Raw genomic sequence first — 19,315 nt, 5'->3', positions numbered from 1 at the left:
CTATCGCGCGATCAGTGACGCCACGCCCATCGTCAACGCGGTCGATCACCACCGCGGCGACGGCCTGGAGGTCAGCGTCGGCCCACCCGGCGATCGCCTCGCGGGCGGAGGCGATCAGTTGCAGAGTCGCGGCGGGGGCCTCGGGTCGGTAGGACCGGGCTCGCTCAGCGATCGTGTTCCAGTGCCGGCGGCACGCGGACCAGTCACTGGTCCGGCTCGTCTCGTCGCGTTGACGGAACTTGTCGAACGCCCGGCACCGCCGGTACCACCACAAAGCTGCGGTGGCGGACCTAACGCCGTGCTGCCACAGCACCCACGCGGCGGCGGTGGCGGCGGCCGAGCGGTCGGGCGTTCCAGTGTCGTTCAGGGTCGCCCAGTCCTCGATGGACAGAGCTTTTCGAGGACGCCAGGCGCGAGGAGCCTCGGTGACGAGCTGGGGGCGTGCGTCGAGCGCTAGAGGGAGGACGGCTGGCCGGTGTCGGCGGGTCGCCTTGCTCTTGGACCGCTGAGCGGGTCGCTGTGATCGTGCGACTGGCGTGGGGGGAAGGACGTTGCGGGCGCGGGCGAGGACGTTCCCGGCCGAGACGTGGTGCTCGGTCTCGGGGTCGATGAGACGGGCATGGTGGCCGCCGGGCTTAAGACTCGCGCTGCCGGGCAGACGGATGGACTTATCGGTCCGGTCGTCGAGGGCACCGGCGGGTAGCTCGTGGCGGTCCGCGAGGGCACGCGCGACGCGACACAGCTCGTCGCGCCCGTGGCGGCTCGCGGGCGCCAACCACAGGTGAGCGCAATCGGGTCGCCCGGAGGCGACGCAGGCGAGGACCGTTGAACTGGTGTCCTCGGCCGCCCGCATGAGGTCGGGCAAGACGAGGGAAGCGCACCCGTCGAGGTCGAAAGCCAGGACCTCCGGGCGGGGGCGCACGACGACTGCCCACGCCGCCTCGCCGGTATGGAGCTGAGCCTTGAGGGCCAGCTCACGGGCGGTTCCACTGCCGACTTTGATCGCCCGGTTGGCCTGGCCCGTAGGGGCGAGCGCCCAGGCGCGCACGGTGTTGTCGGCCAGGAGCTCGGCTAGGCCGGCGAGGTCGTCCGGGGTGGACGAGGTGATCTGTGGAGGGCGAGACGCGCCCGTGGCGTCGGTGATAGACACCGCAAACGGGTGTGCGCTACCCTCAGAACAGCTTCGCAAAGCGGTCCCTTCGTAGAAGGGGCACCAAACGCCGGTGTACGAGCTGCAACTCGTTCCGGTCACACTCTCAGAAATCGCCTCTCGGATTGCCCCCCGAGGGGCGATTCCTTTTGAGCGGGTGCCCTATGCGGTTGTCAACGGCGACCTCAGATCAGGTCGCGTCGTACAGCGCGTGTGCGCCTCCTTGTGCAGTAGGGGACAGGGTCAACCGGCACGGTCGAGCAGATCGAGCGTGCCGGGAGCTTCTCGCTCTCGCCGCTGGTATTCGGCAAGACCGTAGGCGACGACGTCTTGGAGAACCTCCCACCGCTTGCGCCCAGAGCGCAGGAACACTGCCTGGAACTCCGCGACGAGGTCTTTGTCAATCTCGGCATTGAGCTGCTGCCGGTGTTCTCGGCGTCCAGCGCGGCGGGGAGTCGTCATACGGTAGTACTAGCACGTTTGTAATTCGATTCGCCAGATTTCCTGGCGGCGCGGCGTGTCGGAATATATCGCGACATTAGGCCAGTCGCGCCGCAGCGTGACGTTGCCGGTCCCGCCGGCTGCGCTTCCATGCTGCGAGAACGCGCTCTTCGGGCACGCCATAGGCCCTGGCCAAGCCCTGGCACAGCTCCGGCTTGGGGACCGACACGCCGCGCTCCATCTTGGACAGCTGCGGCTGACGCAATCCCGCCGCTTCGGCCGCCGCCGCCTGGAGCAGCCCGGCGTGGATACGCAGGTCCGCGAGCCGCTCCTGCGCCTCGTCGATGAGCGTTAGGTCAGCCGGACGCAGCCGAAGCGCCCGGGCGAGCGCAAGCAGGACCGGTGGCTCGGGCACGCGGCGCGACGCGAGCCAGCCGTGAACGGCGCTGGTCGAGGTCCCAAGGTGGACGGCGAGGTCCTCCGCGGTCACAGCTCGCCTCGACATGGCGGAGCGGAGCGCGGTGGGGCTGATTTGCCCCGCGCGGCGAGGCATTGGCCCTCCTCGATCGGCGGTGTTCGTCAACCAAGTCTGACCATTAGAGCCCTGAAAAGTTCCCACTAGCGGACTATAGCGCGACGATATAGAGTGAGAGACAAGGGCCGAGTTCTCCGGCCGAGGGGGATAGTCCCCCTCCGGGGACTGACTGGACTGTACGGTACCAGTACCGCTACCAGTACGCGGGTTGAGGCGATGAGGACCGAACGAAAGGTGAGGCTGTGTCGAAGAAGTGGACTTCCCTGCGCCCCGAGCTCCGCGGGGGCTTCGTTGGCGTGCTCGCCTCCCTTGCCGTGTTCGGCGGCCTCGCGGTGGCGACAGCCGGGCAGGCGGGAATCTCAGAGTCAAAGTCGCCGGCGGCGCCTCGGACCAGCCAGGCTGGCGTGAGCGCCGCCAAGGCTGCCCCCGCGTCCCGTCCCACGGCGTCGGCTCCCGCTGCCCGTCCAGCGGCCGAACCGGCGACCGTTCGGACGGTTGCCACCAAGCCGCAGGCGGGTGTCTCCGAGGCGAAGAAGCCCGAGCGCGAGTCCGTAGACCGTGAGGTCAAGAAGGACAGCGACGCCGATGATCGGCGGGACCTTGCGTCTGTCGCTCCGGTGCAGCCCGCGCCAGCCCAGTCCGCACCCGCGCCGGTGCAGTCAGCTCCGGTGCAGCAGGCACCCGCTCCGGCGCCGGTCCGCCAGGCGCCGTCCTACCCGGTGCAGAAGCAGGCACCGGCCCCAGTCCGGCAGGCCCCCGCGCCTGCCCCGGCCCCGGCACCCGCCCCTGTGGCACCCGCCCCGGCCCCGCAGGGGATCACGATCGACCTGGGTGGCCGCGGCGCGGTCGTCCCGCAGGCTCCGATCGCCCCGAAGCAACTCCGAATCGGCTGACCATCTCCTGCGTCAGCAGCACCCCATCGAAAGAGAAAGAGGACACATCATGCTTGCAGCAGCAACGGCCATCTCCGGCCTGATCATCTCCGCCCTGGCCGGGCTGGGCCCCGTGGCCGCGCCCGTCATCGCCGCGGCCACGGCTGCCGGTCCCGTGGCCACGGCGGGTACGGCGATCGCCGGCCTGGCGGGCACCGGCAGTGCCGCCGGCGGCGCGGCTTCCCTCGGTGCGGGTGCAGGGGCCGTGAACGCCAATCCGCACGCTGCGCTGGGCGTGCAGAACGGCATCAACGACGCGATCAACCAGGCCAAGGACAACGCCGCCGGGTCGATCAACGGCCTTAACCTCCCCGGCGTGCCCCCGATTCACTTCAACTGACCGATCAGCACTCGGCCCCGTCAGAGGAGGGACGTCATGAGCACCACCAATGACGATGACCAGCTCAGTTGGTTCTCTGGCGGGGCCTCGTCAGATTCTGGGCAGCCTCCGCCGGCGCGCCGCCTCGAGGCGGTACCCCCCAGCGAGCCGCAGGCGGAGGGGCCGGGCTGGTTCGACGGAGAACCCGCCAGCTCGGCTCGGGAGCCCCATGCCTCCGCCGCCGACTCCCGCGCAGAGTCGAAGAAGAATCCCTCCGGCAACGGCGGCGCGAAGGTGCTGTTCGCGGTAACCGTCGGGGCTGTCCTGCTGGTCCTGGGGGTAGTCGCGTTCGCCCTGGCGAGTCTGCTGGGCGGCGACCCGGAGCCGACCGGACCCCTTGTCGTTCCGGAAGCCGAGTCGGCGGCGCCTGCCCCGGACTCGAACAACCCAGCTCCCGCCGTCGCCCCGGCCGTGACTACGGCCAGATGCGAGTCGACGGAGTCACCCACTGTCACCACAGGGGACGGGAGCGGCAACACCGACAGTGTCGCCGGGGTTGTGCTGGCATTCCAGCACAACTACTACGTCACCCGTGACGCCGAGAAAATCGGTGAACTGCTGTCGAAAGACTCCGACATCACCGACCTCGACGCGCTTCAAGAAGGAATCGACTCGGTCCCGGAGGGCACCACGCACTGCCTGCGGATCGTCTCCGACGGGGAAGGCGAAGCCGCCGTCGAGCTGACCGAGACCACCCCTGACGACAAAGAGACCGTCTACAAGCAGCACGTGTCCACGACCCGCGAGGCCGGCGAGGTGCGGATTGTGACGATCGAGGACCGGTCCTGATGCCGAGCCGCCTTGAGTCTATCCCGGCCGCTGCCTCGTCGGCGCGGTCACTGAACGAAGGATCGCCCATGCGAAGGTTCCCAGCTCGTGTTGTCTCCGTCTCCGCCGCGGCCTCCGTCGTAGCTCTCCTTCAAGCCGGGGCGGTGCACGCACAGACTGCGGTCACGCCGACTGCCGCCCCGACGCCCACCTCGACGCCGCTGACGTCGACGGTAGAGGTCCCGACCTCGACGGCAATGACCTCCGATCAACTCACCACCTCGGTTACCCTGCCGGACTCGGCTGAGGGGACCTGCCCGGTGGTGACCCTGATTGCCGTGAACGGAACTGGCGAAGCGGGGCGGAATGATTCGACCACCGCGGACACGGGGTGGATGGCTCAGATCGCTCGGCCCGCGGTCCAGACCGCGAACGCCGACGGGGAGAACCGGCTGTCCCGCCTGTACGTGCCATACCCGGCATCGTTTGGCGGGATGACGCCCGACCAGGAAAAGGAAACCTACGCGGAATCCATGACGGTCGGCGTCGAGAACGGCACGAAGCTGATCGAGGAAACCGTCAAGCGGTGTCCCGAGACGAAGATCTTCGTCTCGGGCTACAGCCAGGGCGCCCAGGTCGCCTCTGCGATCACCCGCGACATTGGGTCCGGAACCGGCCCGGTCGAGCCGGACAACTTCGCCGGCGCGGCCCTGATGAGTGATCCGACCCGCGCCGCGGGGAGCCCGGTGTTCCCCGGTGACGCCTCTCGAACGACCCCCGGTGCCGTCCCCGGCACCGAGGGCACCGCGGTCTCTGCGGTCGATGCCGCTGGTGCGGCTCCGGTGGCCCCCGGAGGCGGCATCGCCCCGAACACAGCCGCCGCTGACTTCGGTGAGGTCTCCGACCGAGTGGCGTCGTTCTGTGTCCCCGGCGATTTGGCCTGTGACACCGCCGAGGATGCCGACCTGCTCAAGCTGGTGGCGAACGTCGCGGGCCAGTCCAGGGTGGAGCCGGGTCAGCTCGCCTCTGATCCAGTGCGCGCCCTGGCGGACGTTGCGACGGTCACGGGCCAGTCGGTGCTCTTCACCGGCCTGGAGACCATCAAGGAGGACATCAACTTCTCGGCCGAGGAAGGGTTCACGATCGCTCCGGCGACCCGTGAGACCACAACCCTCGCGCGTATGGCCAAGTACTCTGATCCCACCCAGCGGCCCGAACCCGGTTCCGAGCTCGACGCCGTGGTCGAAGCCGGGATGCACCTGGCGGGCATGGCGCTCGGTGCCACGATCACCGTCGCACGGGACGTTCTGACCCCCACCAACATCGCAGAGATTCTCGCGGCGGGTGTGGCGAACCCGGCCGCCGGAGCTGCGGTCCTGGCGGGCAAGCTGGCGCTGTCGGCCACACAGCTCATCACCCCCGCAACTATCAACTCCGGGATGCGCCGCGTAGCCACCGAGATCGAGCAGACCATCGAGGGCAACGACGACCTTGTCAAGCTCGCCGCCGACGTGGAGACCTGGCAGGCGATCGGCGGCGCGCACGGGGCGTACAACCAGACGCCGTTTTCCAACTCGGGTGCGACTCCCGCAACGATCGCCAAGCAGTGGAGCGTTGCCGCAGCGAACGACGTGGCCGCCTCGCGCGGCCTGCCGGTCACCGAGGGCGGCGGCGGCCTCGACTCCCGCGACCGGATCGAGCAGATCAAGGCTGGGGTCCCCGAGTCAGCAGTGCCCGTGGCTAGGGGCACGCACACGGCTGATGCGACTGCCCTCCAGGCCGCCCTGGAGCAGGTCGCCTAACCCGAAAGGTGTGGGGCTTCGGCCTCCACCCACCCCGTGCTCAAACGATGACGATGACGGAAGGCGAGAGCATGACCAGCGCACGAGCAGTCGACCCGGACGATGTGTCCGGCGAGGAGACCGCGTCGGTGCCGCCGTCCTGGATTTCTGCACCGACGGAGGCTGAGCGCGCACCGGTATGGGAGGACCGCATCCCCCGACGAGCAGGGGAGCCGGTGCCAGCCATGTGGCTCCTGGGCGCGCACGGCGGGGCAGGAGTGTCCACGCTGGAGGCCGTCTGGGCGCCGGCGGGGGACAGCCGCCGGGGCTGGCCCGCCGCCGAGCGTGCGCCCTTCGTCGTCGTCGTGGCCCGGATGCATCAGACGGGCCTGGACGCCGCGCACCGCTTGGTGATGCAGCACAAGGCCGGTGCCGCCGGTGCTTGCTCCCTGCTCGGCCTGGTGACGGTCGCCGCAGCTCCAGGAAAGCCCGACGTGTCGTTGACCCGGCGCCGCGAGCTCGTCGCGTCGGCCGCAGGCGCCGACTGGCATATCGGCTGGGTGCCGGAACTGCTGGCCACGGAGCCGGGGTCACTGGCGATCTGGATGCCCGGATACACAGCACCCGAGGCTCGCCGGTTCTCACGACCCCCCTCCGCAACGGAAGCCGTGCCCACCGACTTCGTCCGGGCGGCCGAGGGTGTCTTCGACGCCGCTCGGGCCGCCTGGCAGTCGAGCTGACCACCCCATACTCCACACCGATCCCCACCGCACAGAAGAAGGGACAGCAACCATGCTGGACACCATCATCACCACCGCCCCGGAGGTTCACGAGCAAGTTCTCGCCGTGGGCGAGAACCTGGCCCCGCAGGCCCCGCCCGGCGCAGACGGCAAGGTCAACACCGCCCTGGCCTACTTCATGTGGGGCTGCATCGCTATCGGAATCATGGGCGTCATGGGCGCCGGCGCGTGGTTCGTCGTGGCCCGCCGTGCCGGCAACGCCGAGGAGGTCCAGGGCACGATCGCTCGCATCGTGGGCGGTTGCCTGCTCATCATCCTCGCCGGCCCGGTCGTCAACGCCCTGGTCTCCTAGGGCAGCTCCCGATGCTCATCGAGGCCGCCGCGCTCGCCCTCGCGCAAGGACCCCCGACCGGCCCCGTGCCGATCGAGGGTGCAGCCTGGGGCGCGTTCGTCAGCGTTGCCGGCATGGTCAAGTGGGTGTGCATCGCCGTCGCCCTCGCGGGCCTGATGACCATCGGCACGCTCCTGATGGTCGACAACCGGCTCACCGACCAGTACGGACCGTCGATCCAGGCGATCCTCATCAAAGTCGTGGCGGGCGTGCTGCTGGTCGCGATCGCCGCCCAAGTCGCAGAACTGTTCGCCTCCTGATCCAGAAGGGAACCCCCGTGAAACCCTCCCGCGCCGTCCTCGCCCTCGTGGCGGGTCTAACCCTGGCAATCGCCGGGTGCGGCTCAGACGACGATGCCGGTACGACCGGCGAGGAAACGACGACGGTCGACACCGCCGCGCTCCCCGCGGAACTGGCGTACCGCACGGTCGGAGGGCTCCGGGTGCCGTCGTCGCGGGTGGACGGCCCCGCGACCACCGCTCCACCCCAGGGTTACAGCCACACGCCGCAGGGTGCCGCCCTGGCAGCGGCGAACGGTCAGGCAGCCCTGGCCACCGCTCCCGACGCCCAGTGGGCCGAGACCGTGCGGACGGTGACCGCCCCCGGCCCTGGCCGGGACGAGTTCGCCTACGCGCGGACGCTGATGACGGTGCAGGGATCGGTGGCAGAAGGGGACGCGGCGACCTTCGTCGGCTTTCGCGTGGCCGAGTACGAGCCCTCTCGAGCCGTCGTCCTGCTGGCCACCCGCACGCCGACCCGGAACGGGGCCTCACTGACTACCGCGTACCCGGTCGAGACGGCATGGCTCGCGGGGGACTGGAAGATCGTCCTGCCCCAACAGAAGGACAAGATCGACGCCGTCGAAATCTCCGACCTCGACGGCTTCACGAACTGGGAGGAGAAGCCATGACCGATTCCCAGCCTCAAGCCACGAGCAGGCGCGTCGGCGGCATCGTCATCGTGATCGTCGCGCTCTTGGTGCTCGGTGTCGTCGTGTTCACCCTCACCCGCGGTGGGGGAGAGGGCACGCCGCCTGCCTCGACCGAGGCGACGACGGAACCCGCCGCGCCGACGGGCTCTGCCGGAGACCGCAACCCGGACGCGGGAACGATCGAAACGGACGGTGTCGGCCGGCAGGTGATCGTTCCGGCGAACCGGGGCGGAGACGTCCTGTCCACGACTCCCGACGACGGGGGTACCTGCGAAAGCGTCCGCAGCCCGGCGGGTCTGCAAATCCAGCGGGTCAATATGTACCCGGTGTTGTTCTCCACGGACGCCGGGCCGACCCAGGTGGTGAACTCCACGCCCGTGGGCTACGCCTCTGGCCCTCGTGGCGCCGTCCTCGCCGGCATCAACTCCTACATGCTCATGTCGTCGGGCGGCACACCTGGCCGCGAGATGCTCATCAATCACATGGTCATTGACGAGGCGAAGCGCGAGTCCGCTCGCGCTGAGCTGAAGGAGGGCTTCAACACCGAGCCCAGCTACCAGCAGGCGGCGCTGGCCTTCCGGGTCCGCTCGTGCACAGACAAGGCCGTGGTCGTGGACTACGCCCTGCCTCAGATGGGTGACGCGCGGCAACCCTTCCCCGAACCCAAGTGGCGTGTCGTGTCGATCCTGGTGGTCAAGGACGGCGGCGAGTGGAAGATGTCCCTGCGCGGGGACACCTTCCAGGACCGCGGCCTCACCGAGAACAAGGACGGGTTCATCGAATGGGACCTGTGACCGGTATCTCCCGCTCGGTGACCAGACTGCTCGCCGCCCTCATGTTCGCCGTCCTGGCCCTGGGCCTGGCGGCGGGGCCGGCCGCGGCACAAGACGCCGGCGAGGTCCTGAACTCGAACGGGACAGAATACTCGGACCAGTACGAAGAGTGCCGTGCCGGGGGCGCAGACGACTTTGTGAGCAAGGCCGACGAGGCGATGGAAGGCTGGCTTCGTGAGAACCTAGGTGGTGCAGGCGAGAAGCTCGCCAATGCGAACGAGGCGGCAAGGTGCGGCTTTAACGCGTTCATGAACGATCCGGTCGGAGCCGCCTCGACCGCGGCCGGGGAAGCGGCCTCCGCTTTCTGGGGCGATCCCATCGGTGACTTCGTGAAGTCGCTGCTGGAGGGCAACAGCCAGGCCCTGCTGACGATCATGGCGCTGTGGCAAAAGACCCCGTTCCAGGGAGCCGACATGCAGAGCGCCGTCGCGGGCATCTTCAACCTGACCTATCAGCTCCAGTTCCTCCTGCTGGCCGTCAGTCTGATGATCGCCGGGACGCGAATGGCGGTCGCTCGGAACAAGGGGCTGGGCGACGGGTTCGAGGAAACCGGCGGTCTGATGATGCGGTTCATCCTGGCCGGGGTGGCGCTGCCCACGGTGATCGTGACGCTGCACCTCGCCACCGATGCGCTATCAAGTCAGTGGATCAAGATGGGTATCCCTGACCCGCAAGCCCAGATCGGGGCCGTGGTCACCCTCAATGAGGATTCAGGGCTCGGACCCGCGCTCGTGCTGATCCTGGTGGTGTGGGCGCTCCTGGGAGCGTTGGCGCAGTTCGTCGCGCTGGTCCTGCGCGAGGGACTGCTGATCGTTGTTGTCGGGTTGATCCCGCTGGCAGCGGCCGCGTCGGCTCTCCAAACTGGCAAGCAGGCGTTTAAGACGATGACGGGCTTCATCGTCGCGGCGCTCCTGTTCAAGCCTTTGGCCACGTTGATGTACGTGGTGGTGTTCTGGCTCGCCTCGAAGCAGGACGCCTCCTTCCTCGAGGCGATCGCCGCGATGATCCTGCTGGGTGCGGCCGGGTTCACCCTTCCGGCGCTGATGCGGGTCGTGGCCCCCGCTGTGGCCACGACCGTTGCTGGTGGCTCTGCGAGCGCACTGGGCACTGCTGCGGCGGGGGCAACCGGCGCGGTCGCAGGCGGGGTTGCCGGGGCGGCGTCCGCTGCTGCTGGAGCGGTGGGCAGTTCCGGGGCCTCGGGCAGCGGATCTTCGTCTGGCTACGGCGGGCAGTACAGCTCCGCGAACGGCGCGGTCGGCCCCGGCGCCGGCACTGGTGGCGGGGGCGGAGCTGGTGGCGGGGGCGGAGCTGGTGGCGGGGGCGGAGCTGGTGGCGGCAGCTCGCCGTCGGGGGCCAGTGGCGCAACGTCGTCACGGCCGCAGGGGGGCCAGGCCGGCGCATCGAGCGGAACCCTGCCAAGTGGAGCCTCGGGCGGTCGAGGCTCCCACCTCGGCGGCCTGGGCGCGGCGGCTACCGCGGGCGCCGGTGCTGCACTCGGAGGGGTGGCGGCCGTCGCGGGTGGCATCTCCACCCTGGCCGCCCAGGGCGCCAAGGCGAACCAGACGACCGAGTCGATGATCGCCGGAGCGATGGGCAACTACCACGGGCAGGTGCGCTGACGTGACGACCACAGCACAACCCGAGGAACTGAGGCTCTACAGCCTCGGTGGAGAGTCCAAGCGGACCGGCCTGTTCGGCCTCCCGCTGCGCGCGACGGTGATCGCCGGGGTCGCGCTTGCGGTGGCGATGATGGTGGCGATGACCGGCCGCCTGCTGGTGGCGGGCCTACTGGCCATCGGCGCGACCATCTATCTCATCCCGGCGATCGCTCGTGAAGGCAACCGAACGTGGTACGAGGTGGCGCAGATGTGGTTTCAGTTCAGAATGGCGAAGTTTGCCGGCAAGACAACCTACCGTTCCGGCCCGAGCTCGAACGTCCCCGGTGGCCGGTTCCGGCTTCCCGGGTTCCTTGCTCGATCCGAGCTGCACGTGGGCACGGATATGTACAACAACCAGTTCGGGATGATCCGTGATCCCGCGCTGAACCAGTACACGGTGCTCATCAGCGCGTCCCCGCGAGGCTCGGAACCGTGGACCATCACCGATCGAAACCTGATGACGCGTGAGTGGGGAGCGTGGCTGGCGGACCTGTCGCTGACCGGTGATGTGGTCGGGGCGTCTGCGACTATCGAGACCGTCCCCGCCTCGGGGCAGGACTTGGTGCAGTCGGTGCTGACCTCGGTGGACGAGTCCAGCCCGGAGATCGCGCGGCGGATCATGGCGGAGTCGGCGGTGCAGTTCACGCGCAACCAGCTCACCTTGCGCGGCTGGGCGGCGGTGACGGTGCGCGCAGCCAATGCGATGCAGCGCAAGGACCCCCAGGCAATGGCGACCGAACTCGGCCAGCGCCTTCCGGGTTTGTATCGGCAGCTCCAGTACGCGGGGGTCTCAGCCCGGCCCATGACTCCGACGGAAGTGGTCGGTCTGGCCATAAGCGCCTACCGCCCAGAGGTCAACGACGCCGTTGTGTCCGAGCGGGTGCACGACCGCGATCTTGGAGTGGACTGGGAGGATGCCGGCCCGGCGACCGCTGTCACCGAGTGGGATCACTACCGGCACAGCGAGTACGTGTCCAAGACGTTCGAGATGGCGGTTCCGCCCCAGTCCACGTTCCCGGACACGGTGTTGCGGCCGCTCCTGGAGCCTCACGCGGACCTGCCTCGCAAGCGGGTGACTCTCGTCTACAGACCGTTCGCTGCGGGCGAGTCGGTGAAGCTGGTCGAGAACGAGCACAACGACGCGGTCAACGCCGTGAATGCGGGGCGCAGTGGCCGCAAGCTCACCGGAGCGCGGGTGCACGTACGCCTCGAGCAGACCGAAAACGCCCGCCAGTCGCTGGCGCGCGGTGCGCAGCTCGGCCAGTGGTCGTTGCTGAGCACCGTCTCGTTGGAGTCCAAGGACAAAATGGCGCCGGCGACGGCGATCATGTCCCAGCTTGGCAATCGGGCGCAGATGGGACTTCGGCCAATGAACGGGCAGCAAGACGCCGCGTTCGCTGCGGCGCTGGGTATTGGCGTCTACCTGCACCAGAAGTCGACCATCTCCGCGTTCGCAAAGGCGGGGTGAGTGACGTGACGGAAGCAACCGGCGTCGAGGTCGAGTCGGCGGTGACCGACCCCGCGATGGAAGAGCTTCACGTTCGTATCGCCGCTGGCGATGCGAAGTCCCCGCCGGGGTGGACTCCGCGGGGTCGGGCGTACAAGCGATGGCTCGAGGATCATCCCGAACGAGCCAGAGCGAGGGAGCAGGCACAGAAGAGGCCCCCGGTGCTCGACTACCCGCGGGTGGACACGACGTTCCGCAGCGTGGACGCCCAAGGGTTCAAGGGCGTCGCTGGGGGGCGCATGTCCGTGGCGTCTGCGCCGATTGCGTCGCAGACCTCCACCAACCTCGGGTGCGGATTCAACCCCTGGGTGGTCGGCGCGACCGCCCCGGTCACGGGGGTTCCCCTGGGTGTGCACGAAATCACGGGGCAGGACGTGTCGGGGGACGTCCTGTCCTGGTTCAAGGCCGGCATCATCGCTAACCCCTCGGGGTTCGTGCTGTCGCTTCCCGGCCTGGGTAAGTCCACGCTGATCCGCAAGCAGTTCATCGGTGCTGTCGCCCAGGGGCACGTGCCTATCGTGGCTGGTGACATCAAGCCCGAGTACGTCGAGGTCACCCGGGCGATGGTGTGCCCAGACGGTCGCGTGGGCCAGGTCATCACTCTCGGCCACGGCCGCGACCAGCTCAACCCGCTCGCGGCCGGCGCTCTGGGATCGGTCATCCCCAAGCTGGAGGCGCACCGAGACGAGCTGAGAGCCGCAGGCAAAGAGGGGATCATCGAGGCCACCCGCGAGGCCGTGCACTCCCGGCAGGTGACCATGATGGTGGCGCTGGTCGAGCTGATCCGCGGCGCCCCGCTGGCGGATTGGGAAGCGATGGTGCTGTCGGTCGCCCTGCGCGAGCTGCGCTCGAGCGAGGGCTTCTCTTTCGAGCACCCTCCGCTTATCACGGACCTGGTCGAGCTGATCCGTCGAGGCAACGACACGCTGCGGGACAAGACCGTGAGTCGAGACCAGGACCACTACGAGCGACAGGTGCAGACGCTGGTGCTGTCGCTCAACTCGCTCACCGACGGGTCACTCGGCCAGATTTTCGCCGGCCACACCACGACCCCGATCGACGTGTCCGCCCCGGCGATCTGCATCGACGTGTCGGCCGTGGCCCGTGGCGATAAGAAACTCAAAGCGGCGGTACTCCTGGCCTGCTGGTCGGACTCCTACGGGGCGATGGAGGCCGCACACGTTCTGGCCGACTGCGGGCTTGCCCCGCAGAAGTATTTCCTGGCGATCCTGGACGAGCTGTGGCAGGTCCTCGGTGCTGGCGCGGGCATGGTGCAGCGCGTGGACGAGCTCACTCGCCTGAACAGGACCGACGGCACCGGCCTCCTGATGATTACCCACACTGGCCGCGACCTGGAGGCCCTACCGAACGAGGTCGACGTCAAGACCGCGATGGGCTTCATCGAACGGGCCGGCATGGTGATGTGCGGCGGACTGCCTCGCGGCGAGCTGGACCGACTCTCCGGCGTACTCCAGTTCACCTCCGCGGAGGCGGACATGATCACGTCCTGGTCCCAGGGCGTGCCGCCGGACCGCACGCTGGCCCACGAGGTCTCGCCGCCCCCGTTGGGTCGAGGCCGCTTCATGCTCAAGCCGTCCAAGGACGGCTCCGCCGGCATCCCCGTGCGGGTGATCCTGACCCCCACCGAGAACGAGACGCGGATTCACGACACGAACGTGCGCTTCCGACAGCTCCTCGACGACGAGACCATCGGCGTGGACGAGGCGGAGGCGAGCTGATGGCGCGCGGCGTGTATGACGACGATTTCCGCGACAAAGTGGTCGATGCGTTCCGCTCCGCCAATCCGCAGTTCCCCTCGACCTCGTCCGCGGCGGAATGGGTCGCGCGCGAGTTCGGCGTGAGCCGCGACTCGGTGCGACGGTGGGCCAGTGAAGCCGGGGCGTGGGAGGCGCACAACTCGTCACGCCTGCGGGCGCTGCTGGCGGAGAATGCAATGCTCCGGGCACGCCTGGAGGGGCAGGCCCCCTGATGGGACGTAGCAAGGTCGTGCTCGGAATCGTGCTAGCCACGGTGCTCGTGGCCATGCTGTTCACCGTTGTCCTTGATGGTGGGCACGACGACCGCTGCACCCCTGACTCCGGTGGCAGTCTCGGTGGCGTCGGGGGCGTCCCAGACGGCGAGTTGTCCAAGCCGCTGCGCTCTAGCGAGTACCAGGTCTCCTCGACCTACAAGTCCCCGGACCGTCCTGGGCACCGCGGGATAGACCTCGCCGCCCCCACAGGAACGGCGATGTACTCGATGGCCGACGGGGTGGTCGCCCAGGCAGGTCCAGCAAGCGGCTTCGGCAACTGGATCGTGATCGACCACGAGATTGAGGGATCGTCGTATTCCACCGTGTACGGCCATATGTACGACGACGGAGTTGATGTCGCTGCGGGCGACACAGTCAAGGCTGGCCAGCACATTGGAGAGGTCGGCAGCAATGGCCAGAGCACTGGCCCGCACCTGCATTTCGAAGTGTGGGAAGGGGGGCGTTTCGGTGGGGCGGAGACCGACCCTGCTCCCTGGATCGAGAAAGCTGTCGATCCAGGCGGCGGAGACACTGACAGCGCAGACGAGGAACCAGACCCGACGCCCGCGCCGAAAGACTCCCCTGGCCGGCGCGTGAGCTCGCGAGCAGATGGTGGCGAGCTCCAGCCGACCGACAAACTCGGGAGCGAGGACAACATGCAAGTTGACGCGATCCGGGGAGCCAGGGCCGCGGGACTGCGGTTCCCCGAGGTCCAGACCATCGGCGGCTGGCGGGCGAACGTTGGTGCCGCCGCAGACCACCCGCAGGGCCGAGCAATCGACATCATGATCCCGGACTACGACTCCACGGAGGGCCGCGACCTGGGCAACAGGATTCAAAACTACTTCCTGACCCACGCCGAGCACTTCAACGTCGAGTACACGATCTGGCGTCAGGAACTGACGCCGGTTGGGGGCACCAAGTACCTCATGGAGGACAGGGGCAGCCCGACCGACAACCACTTCGATCACGTGCACGTGACCTTTGCCGGCGGTGGCGCACCGACCTCCAACCAGACCTACGGGGCCGCCCCTAGCGGCGGGGCCGATGACTCATCGTCGTCACCGGTCCCGACAGCGACCGGCGAATGCGAGTTCGTCGGCCCTCATAGTGGCCGCGACTTGGCGGATGGAGAGATTCCCGAAGAACTGCGGAAATGGATTTCGCTCGGTGGGCGGAAGTGTGCAGCGATTGACCCGCCACTTTTGGCGGGGTTGATCTACCACGAATCCGCGGGTTTCCAGGCGGACGCTGTGTCAACGGCGGGAGCGCAAGGCTACGGGCAGTTCATGCCCGATACCTGGGCAGGTGTAGGCGCGAAGGTGGACGAGAACGGCGAAATTGCCGGCCCTCCTGGGTCTGGTTCGCCGAGCGATCCGGCGGACGCGACGATGGCGGCGGCACGCTACCTGTGCCAGATCGCGGACGGGCAGAAGGAAGGCATCGCCTCCGGTCGGCTGAAGGGCGATCCCCAGAGCCTCATGCTCGCCGGGTACAACGCAGGCCCGGGCGCGGTCGAGCAGTACGGCGGCGTCCCGCCGTACGCAGAGACGCAGAAGTACGTGGTAATCGTCCCGCAGGAAGCCGAGCGGTTCGCCGCGACCGCCGGCAAGGGAGAGGACTGAGGTATGACCCGGAGAGCATCGGTGTTCGGAGCGCTCGTCGTGGCCCTGGCCCTTGTCGCCCTGGTCGCAGTGGCCCTGTCGATTCGAGCAGGCAGCAGCGAAACCGGCACGGACTCCCACGTGCACCTCGACCCGGTCGACAATCCCCAGACCGCGGCCGCAGACATCATGTCCGGCCTGCACTCGTGGACGCCCGCCGAGCAGGCGTCCCCCTGGGACGCCATGCACGCGATGGCCGACCGGCTGACGGGTCGGCTCGCGGACGCAGCCGAGAGCCGACCGAACCCCGACCCTGCGCCACGACAGTGGGCCACCTGGGCCCGCAGTGGGGATCGGGTCATCGGCAGCGCCGCAGTCACAGACGACCAGCTCCCGTCGCACGACGGCTCGGCAACGGCCGAGGTGACGGTGACCATCAAGCAGGTCGTCCTCCACGCGGACGGGGCCACGACCCCGCGCGAGTCGATGATCGTGCGCGTGGAAATGGTGCAGGACGAACACGACTGGAAAGCCGAATACTTCCACGTTGTGCGCATGGTCGAGCGCACGCCGTGAGCCGCTGACGACGAGGAGAGAACGATGGGACGGGACGTAGCACGGAACTCGAACAATCCGAGTGCGGGAACGTGGTTCCCGCTGATCCTCATGGGTGCGGTGATCGGCCTCGCCGTCCTGGTGTGGGCCTGCCTCACGCTCGGGGAGGGCCTTGCAGGCGCGGGGCAGGAGATTCCCGGCAACCCCGCGGTGGCGATGATCGACCTCGCGCAGGGACAGATCGTGTGGACGCTGGGAGCGTCGATCGTGGCCGGGCTACTCGTCCTGGCGGTTGCGCTCATCGGGGCCTCCATCGCCGTCGCCTCACGCCGCCGCCGGGGCAGCCGGTCACGGGTGGACCACATCGCCCGGAACCTCGCGGGCCGCAAGGACGTGAAATCACTGTCGGCCGCGGCGGTGCGAGGCGCGGACCGGAAGGCAGGCCGCGACACCGCCGTTCCGGGGGTCTACATCGGCAAGGACGTCGGCACCGGCCAGGACCTCTGGGGGGGCTGGGAGGACCTGCACCTGGACTTGTGGGGGCCGAGGCAGGGCAAGACGTCCAGTCGGATCATTCCGATGATCCGGCGGGCGCCGGGCATCTGCATCTCCACGTCCTGCAAGCGGGACGTCGTCGAGGCCACAATCGACTACCGGAGGGCTCGGGGCCGGGTCTGGGTTCTCGATCCGCAGGACAAGGCCGTGGGCCTGGACACCTCCCGGTGGTACTTCGACCCGCTCGACTACGTGCGGCGCGACGAATGGTGGGACGGCAACGCCGAGGAGCTGGCGGAAATCTTCAACGCTGCGACCGCCCGCGGGGAGGCCGGCGGCAGCGACCCGAACGCCTACTTCTACTCGCAGGCGGTCGACCTGCTGGCGTCGCTGTTCCTTGCCGTGGCGATTGAGCACCGTCCGATCACCGACGTGTACGGCTGGGTGTCCAACTTGGAGGACTCAACTCCGGTGGACATTCTGGCGGCGAGCGAGTGGGGTCCGCAGGCGGCGGACCTGGCCTCGAAGTACGCGGCCGAGTCGCGCACCCGCTCGAACGTCTTTTCCGCCGCCAAGAACATGATTTCGTGCCTGGGGCGACGTCAGATTGTCCGGTGGCTGACGCCGCAGGCGGGTGCGCAGCGGTTCGACCCCGTCGCTTTCGCGGAGTCGGCCGGCGACACGTTGTACCTGGTCTCGGATGAGGAAAACCCGATCGCCCGCCCTCTGACCTCGATCCTGACGGTCGCGGTGTTCAAGGCCCTAGTCGATCGCGCCGACTCCTGCCCAGGCTCACGGTTGCCGGTGCCGGTCACGGCGGCGCTCGACGAAATCGCCAACATCGTGCGGTGGCCGCGCCTGCCGGACTACTACTCCACGTTCGGCTCTCGCGGCATCATCTGCGACACGGTGCTCCAGAGCTATGCGCAGGGCGTGGAGCTGTGGGGCGAGCACGGGATGAAGAAGCTGTGGTCTGCTGCTGCCATCGTCGTGGTCGGCCCCGGCCACAAGGACTACCGGTTCCTGGACGAGCTGGCGAGCCTCATCGGCACGCACACCGAGCAGCAGCGCTCCCTGTCCCACGGGTCGGGGGAGCGGGGCCGCTCGGTATCCACGCAGACCGTGGAAAAGCAGACGATCACCGCGGCCGAGCTGGCGGCGCTACCGTTCGGCCGCATGGTCGTGCTGGCCACAGGCCGCCGGCCGATCCTGGCACGCATGGTGCGCTGGGACCACCAAGACCTGCCGAGCCTGGCGGAGATGCAGGAGGTGGCCTAATGTCGCACCTGTTCGGCAAAGACATCGTTGCGGAGTTCAAGGACCAAATCCAAGCGGCGGCTGAGCGCGCGCTCGGTCCGTCCGCTGCGGACGTACTCGCCACACCTGGGCTGGAGGACATTCTGGCCCGCACCGTCGAGCGCGACGTTCTGCGGTTCGCGGAAACCGAGCTGGGCGTCCCGCCGATCCTGCGGTTCCCGGATGAGTTCGCGTTCTTCGACGACTTCCTGCGCCCGGCCTACGAGACCGGCGGCGCGAGCCAGGGCCGCGGCTGGTGCGGCCGCTGGTGGGAACACCGATCGGTCCGATTCCGGGTCCGCTCGATGTGGAGTGCCTACGAGGCGCTGGCCCGCAAAGACCCCGCCACCTGCGACGAGAAATTCCTCCGCACCATCGGTGACCACCACATGCCGCTGCTCACCGGGGACCGATCCCCGATGTACGCCTGCCAGACCTCCCATCAGCCCAGCAAGCCCCTCAAGTCCGATCCGGTCGAAGGAGAACCCGCATGAGCTCCCATCCCAGCGACGCCCTGGTCGCAAGCCTGGTCCGTACCGCTCGTGCTGCGGCCCGGACCAACCCGTACCCGACCCGCACGCGAGCACTCGGAGCGCACGGTCTGAGACAGTGCTCCACGGGTCGGCTCGTGGTCGAGTCCGCCCGCTGCGAAAGAGGCGTGAGCGGCGAGGTCGCCCACGCGCGGCGAGAGATGATCGCCGCGGAACTGGAGCGTCGGCGCATGACCGAGGCCGCCGAGGCTGCGCGCCGGCAAGCGGAGCTCGACCGCGAGCGAGCCGAACGCGAACGCGATGAAGCGATCGCCCGGTCGCGCAGGCAAGGCGGACCAGACGAGGGGTTGGCCTTGGTAGCCCTGGCGTCGGCCGCCACTCTCGGCCTGTCCGAGTCAGAGCTGATCGACATGATCGACAGAGCGGCCCTGGAGGACCCGAACCTCTCTGCGGAAGATGCCGCGGAGCTGGCGGGGGAGCGGCTCATCGGCCTGACCCCCGCACAGCTTTCGGAGGAGCTGGCTACCGCCGGGGCGGCGCCAGAGGTTGCCGACGGCCTGCCCCACATGGGTCTGGACGACGTCGCCCCCGCGGAGCTGGTCGGACGCGGCCTCGACGCCGAGCCGATGGAAGCCGAAGGACCGACACCAGACATCGAGATCGAGGCGTCACCAGAGGTCGGCTGAGGTGTCTGGTCCCCAGTCGGGCTCCTGACTCCACTCGGACGCCTGACTCCACTCGGTGTCGGTGGCTGCGTCGGTGGTTTGGCTTGCCTGGTAGGCGAGGTAGGAGGCTG

At 68.6% G+C, this 19,315-nt stretch carries 19 protein-coding genes; 17 read left to right on the top strand and 2 right to left on the bottom strand.

Annotated elements, in window-relative coordinates; genetic code table 11:
* Positions 1 to 1,393: 1,393 nt before the first annotated feature.
* Together ACH0BZ_RS14840 and ACH0BZ_RS14835 are read right to left on the bottom strand one after the other, a co-directional pair.
* A complete protein-coding gene (locus ACH0BZ_RS14840; RefSeq protein ID WP_406899422.1) occupies positions 1,394 to 1,612 on the bottom strand; it encodes a hypothetical protein in 219 nt (72 codons plus the stop codon).
* 76 nt (positions 1,613 to 1,688) lie between these two features.
* On the bottom strand, positions 1,689 to 2,096 hold the full coding sequence (locus ACH0BZ_RS14835) for a helix-turn-helix domain-containing protein (RefSeq protein ID WP_406899461.1): 408 nt from the start codon (positions 2,094 to 2,096) through the stop codon (positions 1,689 to 1,691).
* A gap of 972 nt (positions 2,097 to 3,068) precedes the next feature.
* Between ACH0BZ_RS14835 and ACH0BZ_RS14830 the strand changes: the two genes are divergently transcribed.
* The 17 genes from ACH0BZ_RS14830 (at position 3,069) to ACH0BZ_RS14750 (ending at position 19,205) form a co-directional block, all read left to right on the top strand.
* A complete protein-coding gene (locus ACH0BZ_RS14830; RefSeq protein WP_406899420.1) occupies positions 3,069 to 3,398 on the top strand; it encodes a hypothetical protein in 330 nt (109 codons plus the stop codon).
* A 36-nt stretch (positions 3,399 to 3,434) separates the two neighbouring features.
* On the top strand, positions 3,435 to 4,226 hold the full coding sequence (locus ACH0BZ_RS14825; protein WP_406899419.1) for a hypothetical protein: 792 nt from the start codon (positions 3,435 to 3,437) through the stop codon (positions 4,224 to 4,226).
* Positions 4,226 to 6,007: a cutinase family protein gene (locus ACH0BZ_RS14820; protein WP_406899418.1), complete on the top strand. Its 1,782-nt coding sequence runs from the start codon at positions 4,226 to 4,228 to the stop codon at positions 6,005 to 6,007. Before ACH0BZ_RS14825 ends, ACH0BZ_RS14820 begins: the two co-directional genes overlap by 1 nt.
* A 71-nt stretch (positions 6,008 to 6,078) precedes the next feature.
* Positions 6,079 to 6,726 carry a hypothetical protein gene (locus tag ACH0BZ_RS14815; RefSeq protein ID WP_406899416.1) on the top strand — a complete coding sequence of 216 codons (648 nt, stop codon included), beginning with the start codon at positions 6,079 to 6,081 and terminating at the stop codon, positions 6,724 to 6,726.
* 52 nt (positions 6,727 to 6,778) lie between these two features.
* Positions 6,779 to 7,078, top strand: coding sequence for a hypothetical protein (locus tag ACH0BZ_RS14810; RefSeq protein WP_406899415.1), 300 nt, complete (start codon positions 6,779 to 6,781; stop codon positions 7,076 to 7,078).
* Between the two features lie 11 nt (positions 7,079 to 7,089).
* Positions 7,090 to 7,377 (top strand): hypothetical protein, encoded by a 288-nt coding sequence (locus ACH0BZ_RS14805; RefSeq protein WP_406899413.1) that lies wholly within the window; start codon positions 7,090 to 7,092, stop codon positions 7,375 to 7,377.
* Positions 7,378 to 7,394: 17 nt separating this feature from the next.
* Positions 7,395 to 8,027 carry a hypothetical protein gene (locus ACH0BZ_RS14800; RefSeq protein WP_406899412.1) on the top strand — a complete coding sequence of 211 codons (633 nt, stop codon included), beginning with the start codon at positions 7,395 to 7,397 and terminating at the stop codon, positions 8,025 to 8,027.
* A complete protein-coding gene (locus ACH0BZ_RS14795) occupies positions 8,024 to 8,842 on the top strand; it encodes a hypothetical protein (RefSeq protein WP_406899411.1) in 819 nt (272 codons plus the stop codon). The genes ACH0BZ_RS14800 and ACH0BZ_RS14795 overlap by 4 nt, the downstream gene beginning before the upstream one ends.
* Positions 8,839 to 10,500, top strand: a complete 1,662-nt coding sequence (locus tag ACH0BZ_RS14790) for a hypothetical protein (RefSeq protein WP_406899410.1) — start codon at positions 8,839 to 8,841, stop codon at positions 10,498 to 10,500. The genes ACH0BZ_RS14795 and ACH0BZ_RS14790 overlap by 4 nt, the downstream gene beginning before the upstream one ends.
* Before the next feature lies 1 nt (position 10,501).
* Positions 10,502 to 12,007, top strand: coding sequence for an SCO6880 family protein (locus ACH0BZ_RS14785; protein WP_406899409.1), 1,506 nt, complete (start codon positions 10,502 to 10,504; stop codon positions 12,005 to 12,007).
* 200 nt (positions 12,008 to 12,207) lie between these two features.
* The gene (locus tag ACH0BZ_RS14780; RefSeq protein WP_406899408.1) at positions 12,208 to 13,785 is read left to right on the top strand and encodes an ATP/GTP-binding protein; all 1,578 of its coding nucleotides are present in this window, start codon (positions 12,208 to 12,210) and stop codon (positions 13,783 to 13,785) included.
* Entirely contained in the window at positions 13,785 to 14,036 is a 252-nt protein-coding gene (locus tag ACH0BZ_RS14775; protein WP_406899407.1) for a hypothetical protein, read from the top strand. Before ACH0BZ_RS14780 ends, ACH0BZ_RS14775 begins: the two co-directional genes overlap by 1 nt.
* Positions 14,036 to 15,703 carry a peptidoglycan DD-metalloendopeptidase family protein gene (locus tag ACH0BZ_RS14770; RefSeq protein ID WP_406899406.1) on the top strand — a complete coding sequence of 556 codons (1,668 nt, stop codon included), beginning with the start codon at positions 14,036 to 14,038 and terminating at the stop codon, positions 15,701 to 15,703. Before ACH0BZ_RS14775 ends, ACH0BZ_RS14770 begins: the two co-directional genes overlap by 1 nt.
* 3 nt (positions 15,704 to 15,706) lie before the next feature.
* Positions 15,707 to 16,258, top strand: coding sequence for a hypothetical protein (locus ACH0BZ_RS14765; protein ID WP_406899404.1), 552 nt, complete (start codon positions 15,707 to 15,709; stop codon positions 16,256 to 16,258).
* Between the two features lie 24 nt (positions 16,259 to 16,282).
* Complete coding sequence (locus tag ACH0BZ_RS14760) at positions 16,283 to 18,010, top strand: type IV secretory system conjugative DNA transfer family protein (protein ID WP_406899402.1); 1,728 nt, start codon at positions 16,283 to 16,285, stop codon at positions 18,008 to 18,010.
* Complete coding sequence (locus ACH0BZ_RS14755; protein ID WP_406899401.1) at positions 18,010 to 18,522, top strand: DUF4913 domain-containing protein; 513 nt, start codon at positions 18,010 to 18,012, stop codon at positions 18,520 to 18,522. The genes ACH0BZ_RS14760 and ACH0BZ_RS14755 overlap by 1 nt, the downstream gene beginning before the upstream one ends.
* A 164-nt stretch (positions 18,523 to 18,686) precedes the next feature.
* Positions 18,687 to 19,205, top strand: a complete 519-nt coding sequence (locus tag ACH0BZ_RS14750; RefSeq protein ID WP_406899400.1) for a hypothetical protein — start codon at positions 18,687 to 18,689, stop codon at positions 19,203 to 19,205.
* Positions 19,206 to 19,315 lie beyond the last annotated feature (110 nt).

Source organism: Dietzia sp. 179-F 9C3 NHS, assembly GCF_045369825.1.
In the GTDB taxonomy this organism is placed as follows: domain Bacteria; phylum Actinomycetota; class Actinomycetes; order Mycobacteriales; family Mycobacteriaceae; genus Dietzia.
Note: the sequence above shows the minus strand (reverse complement) of the source record. Positions and strands in the feature narration are given on the sequence as shown.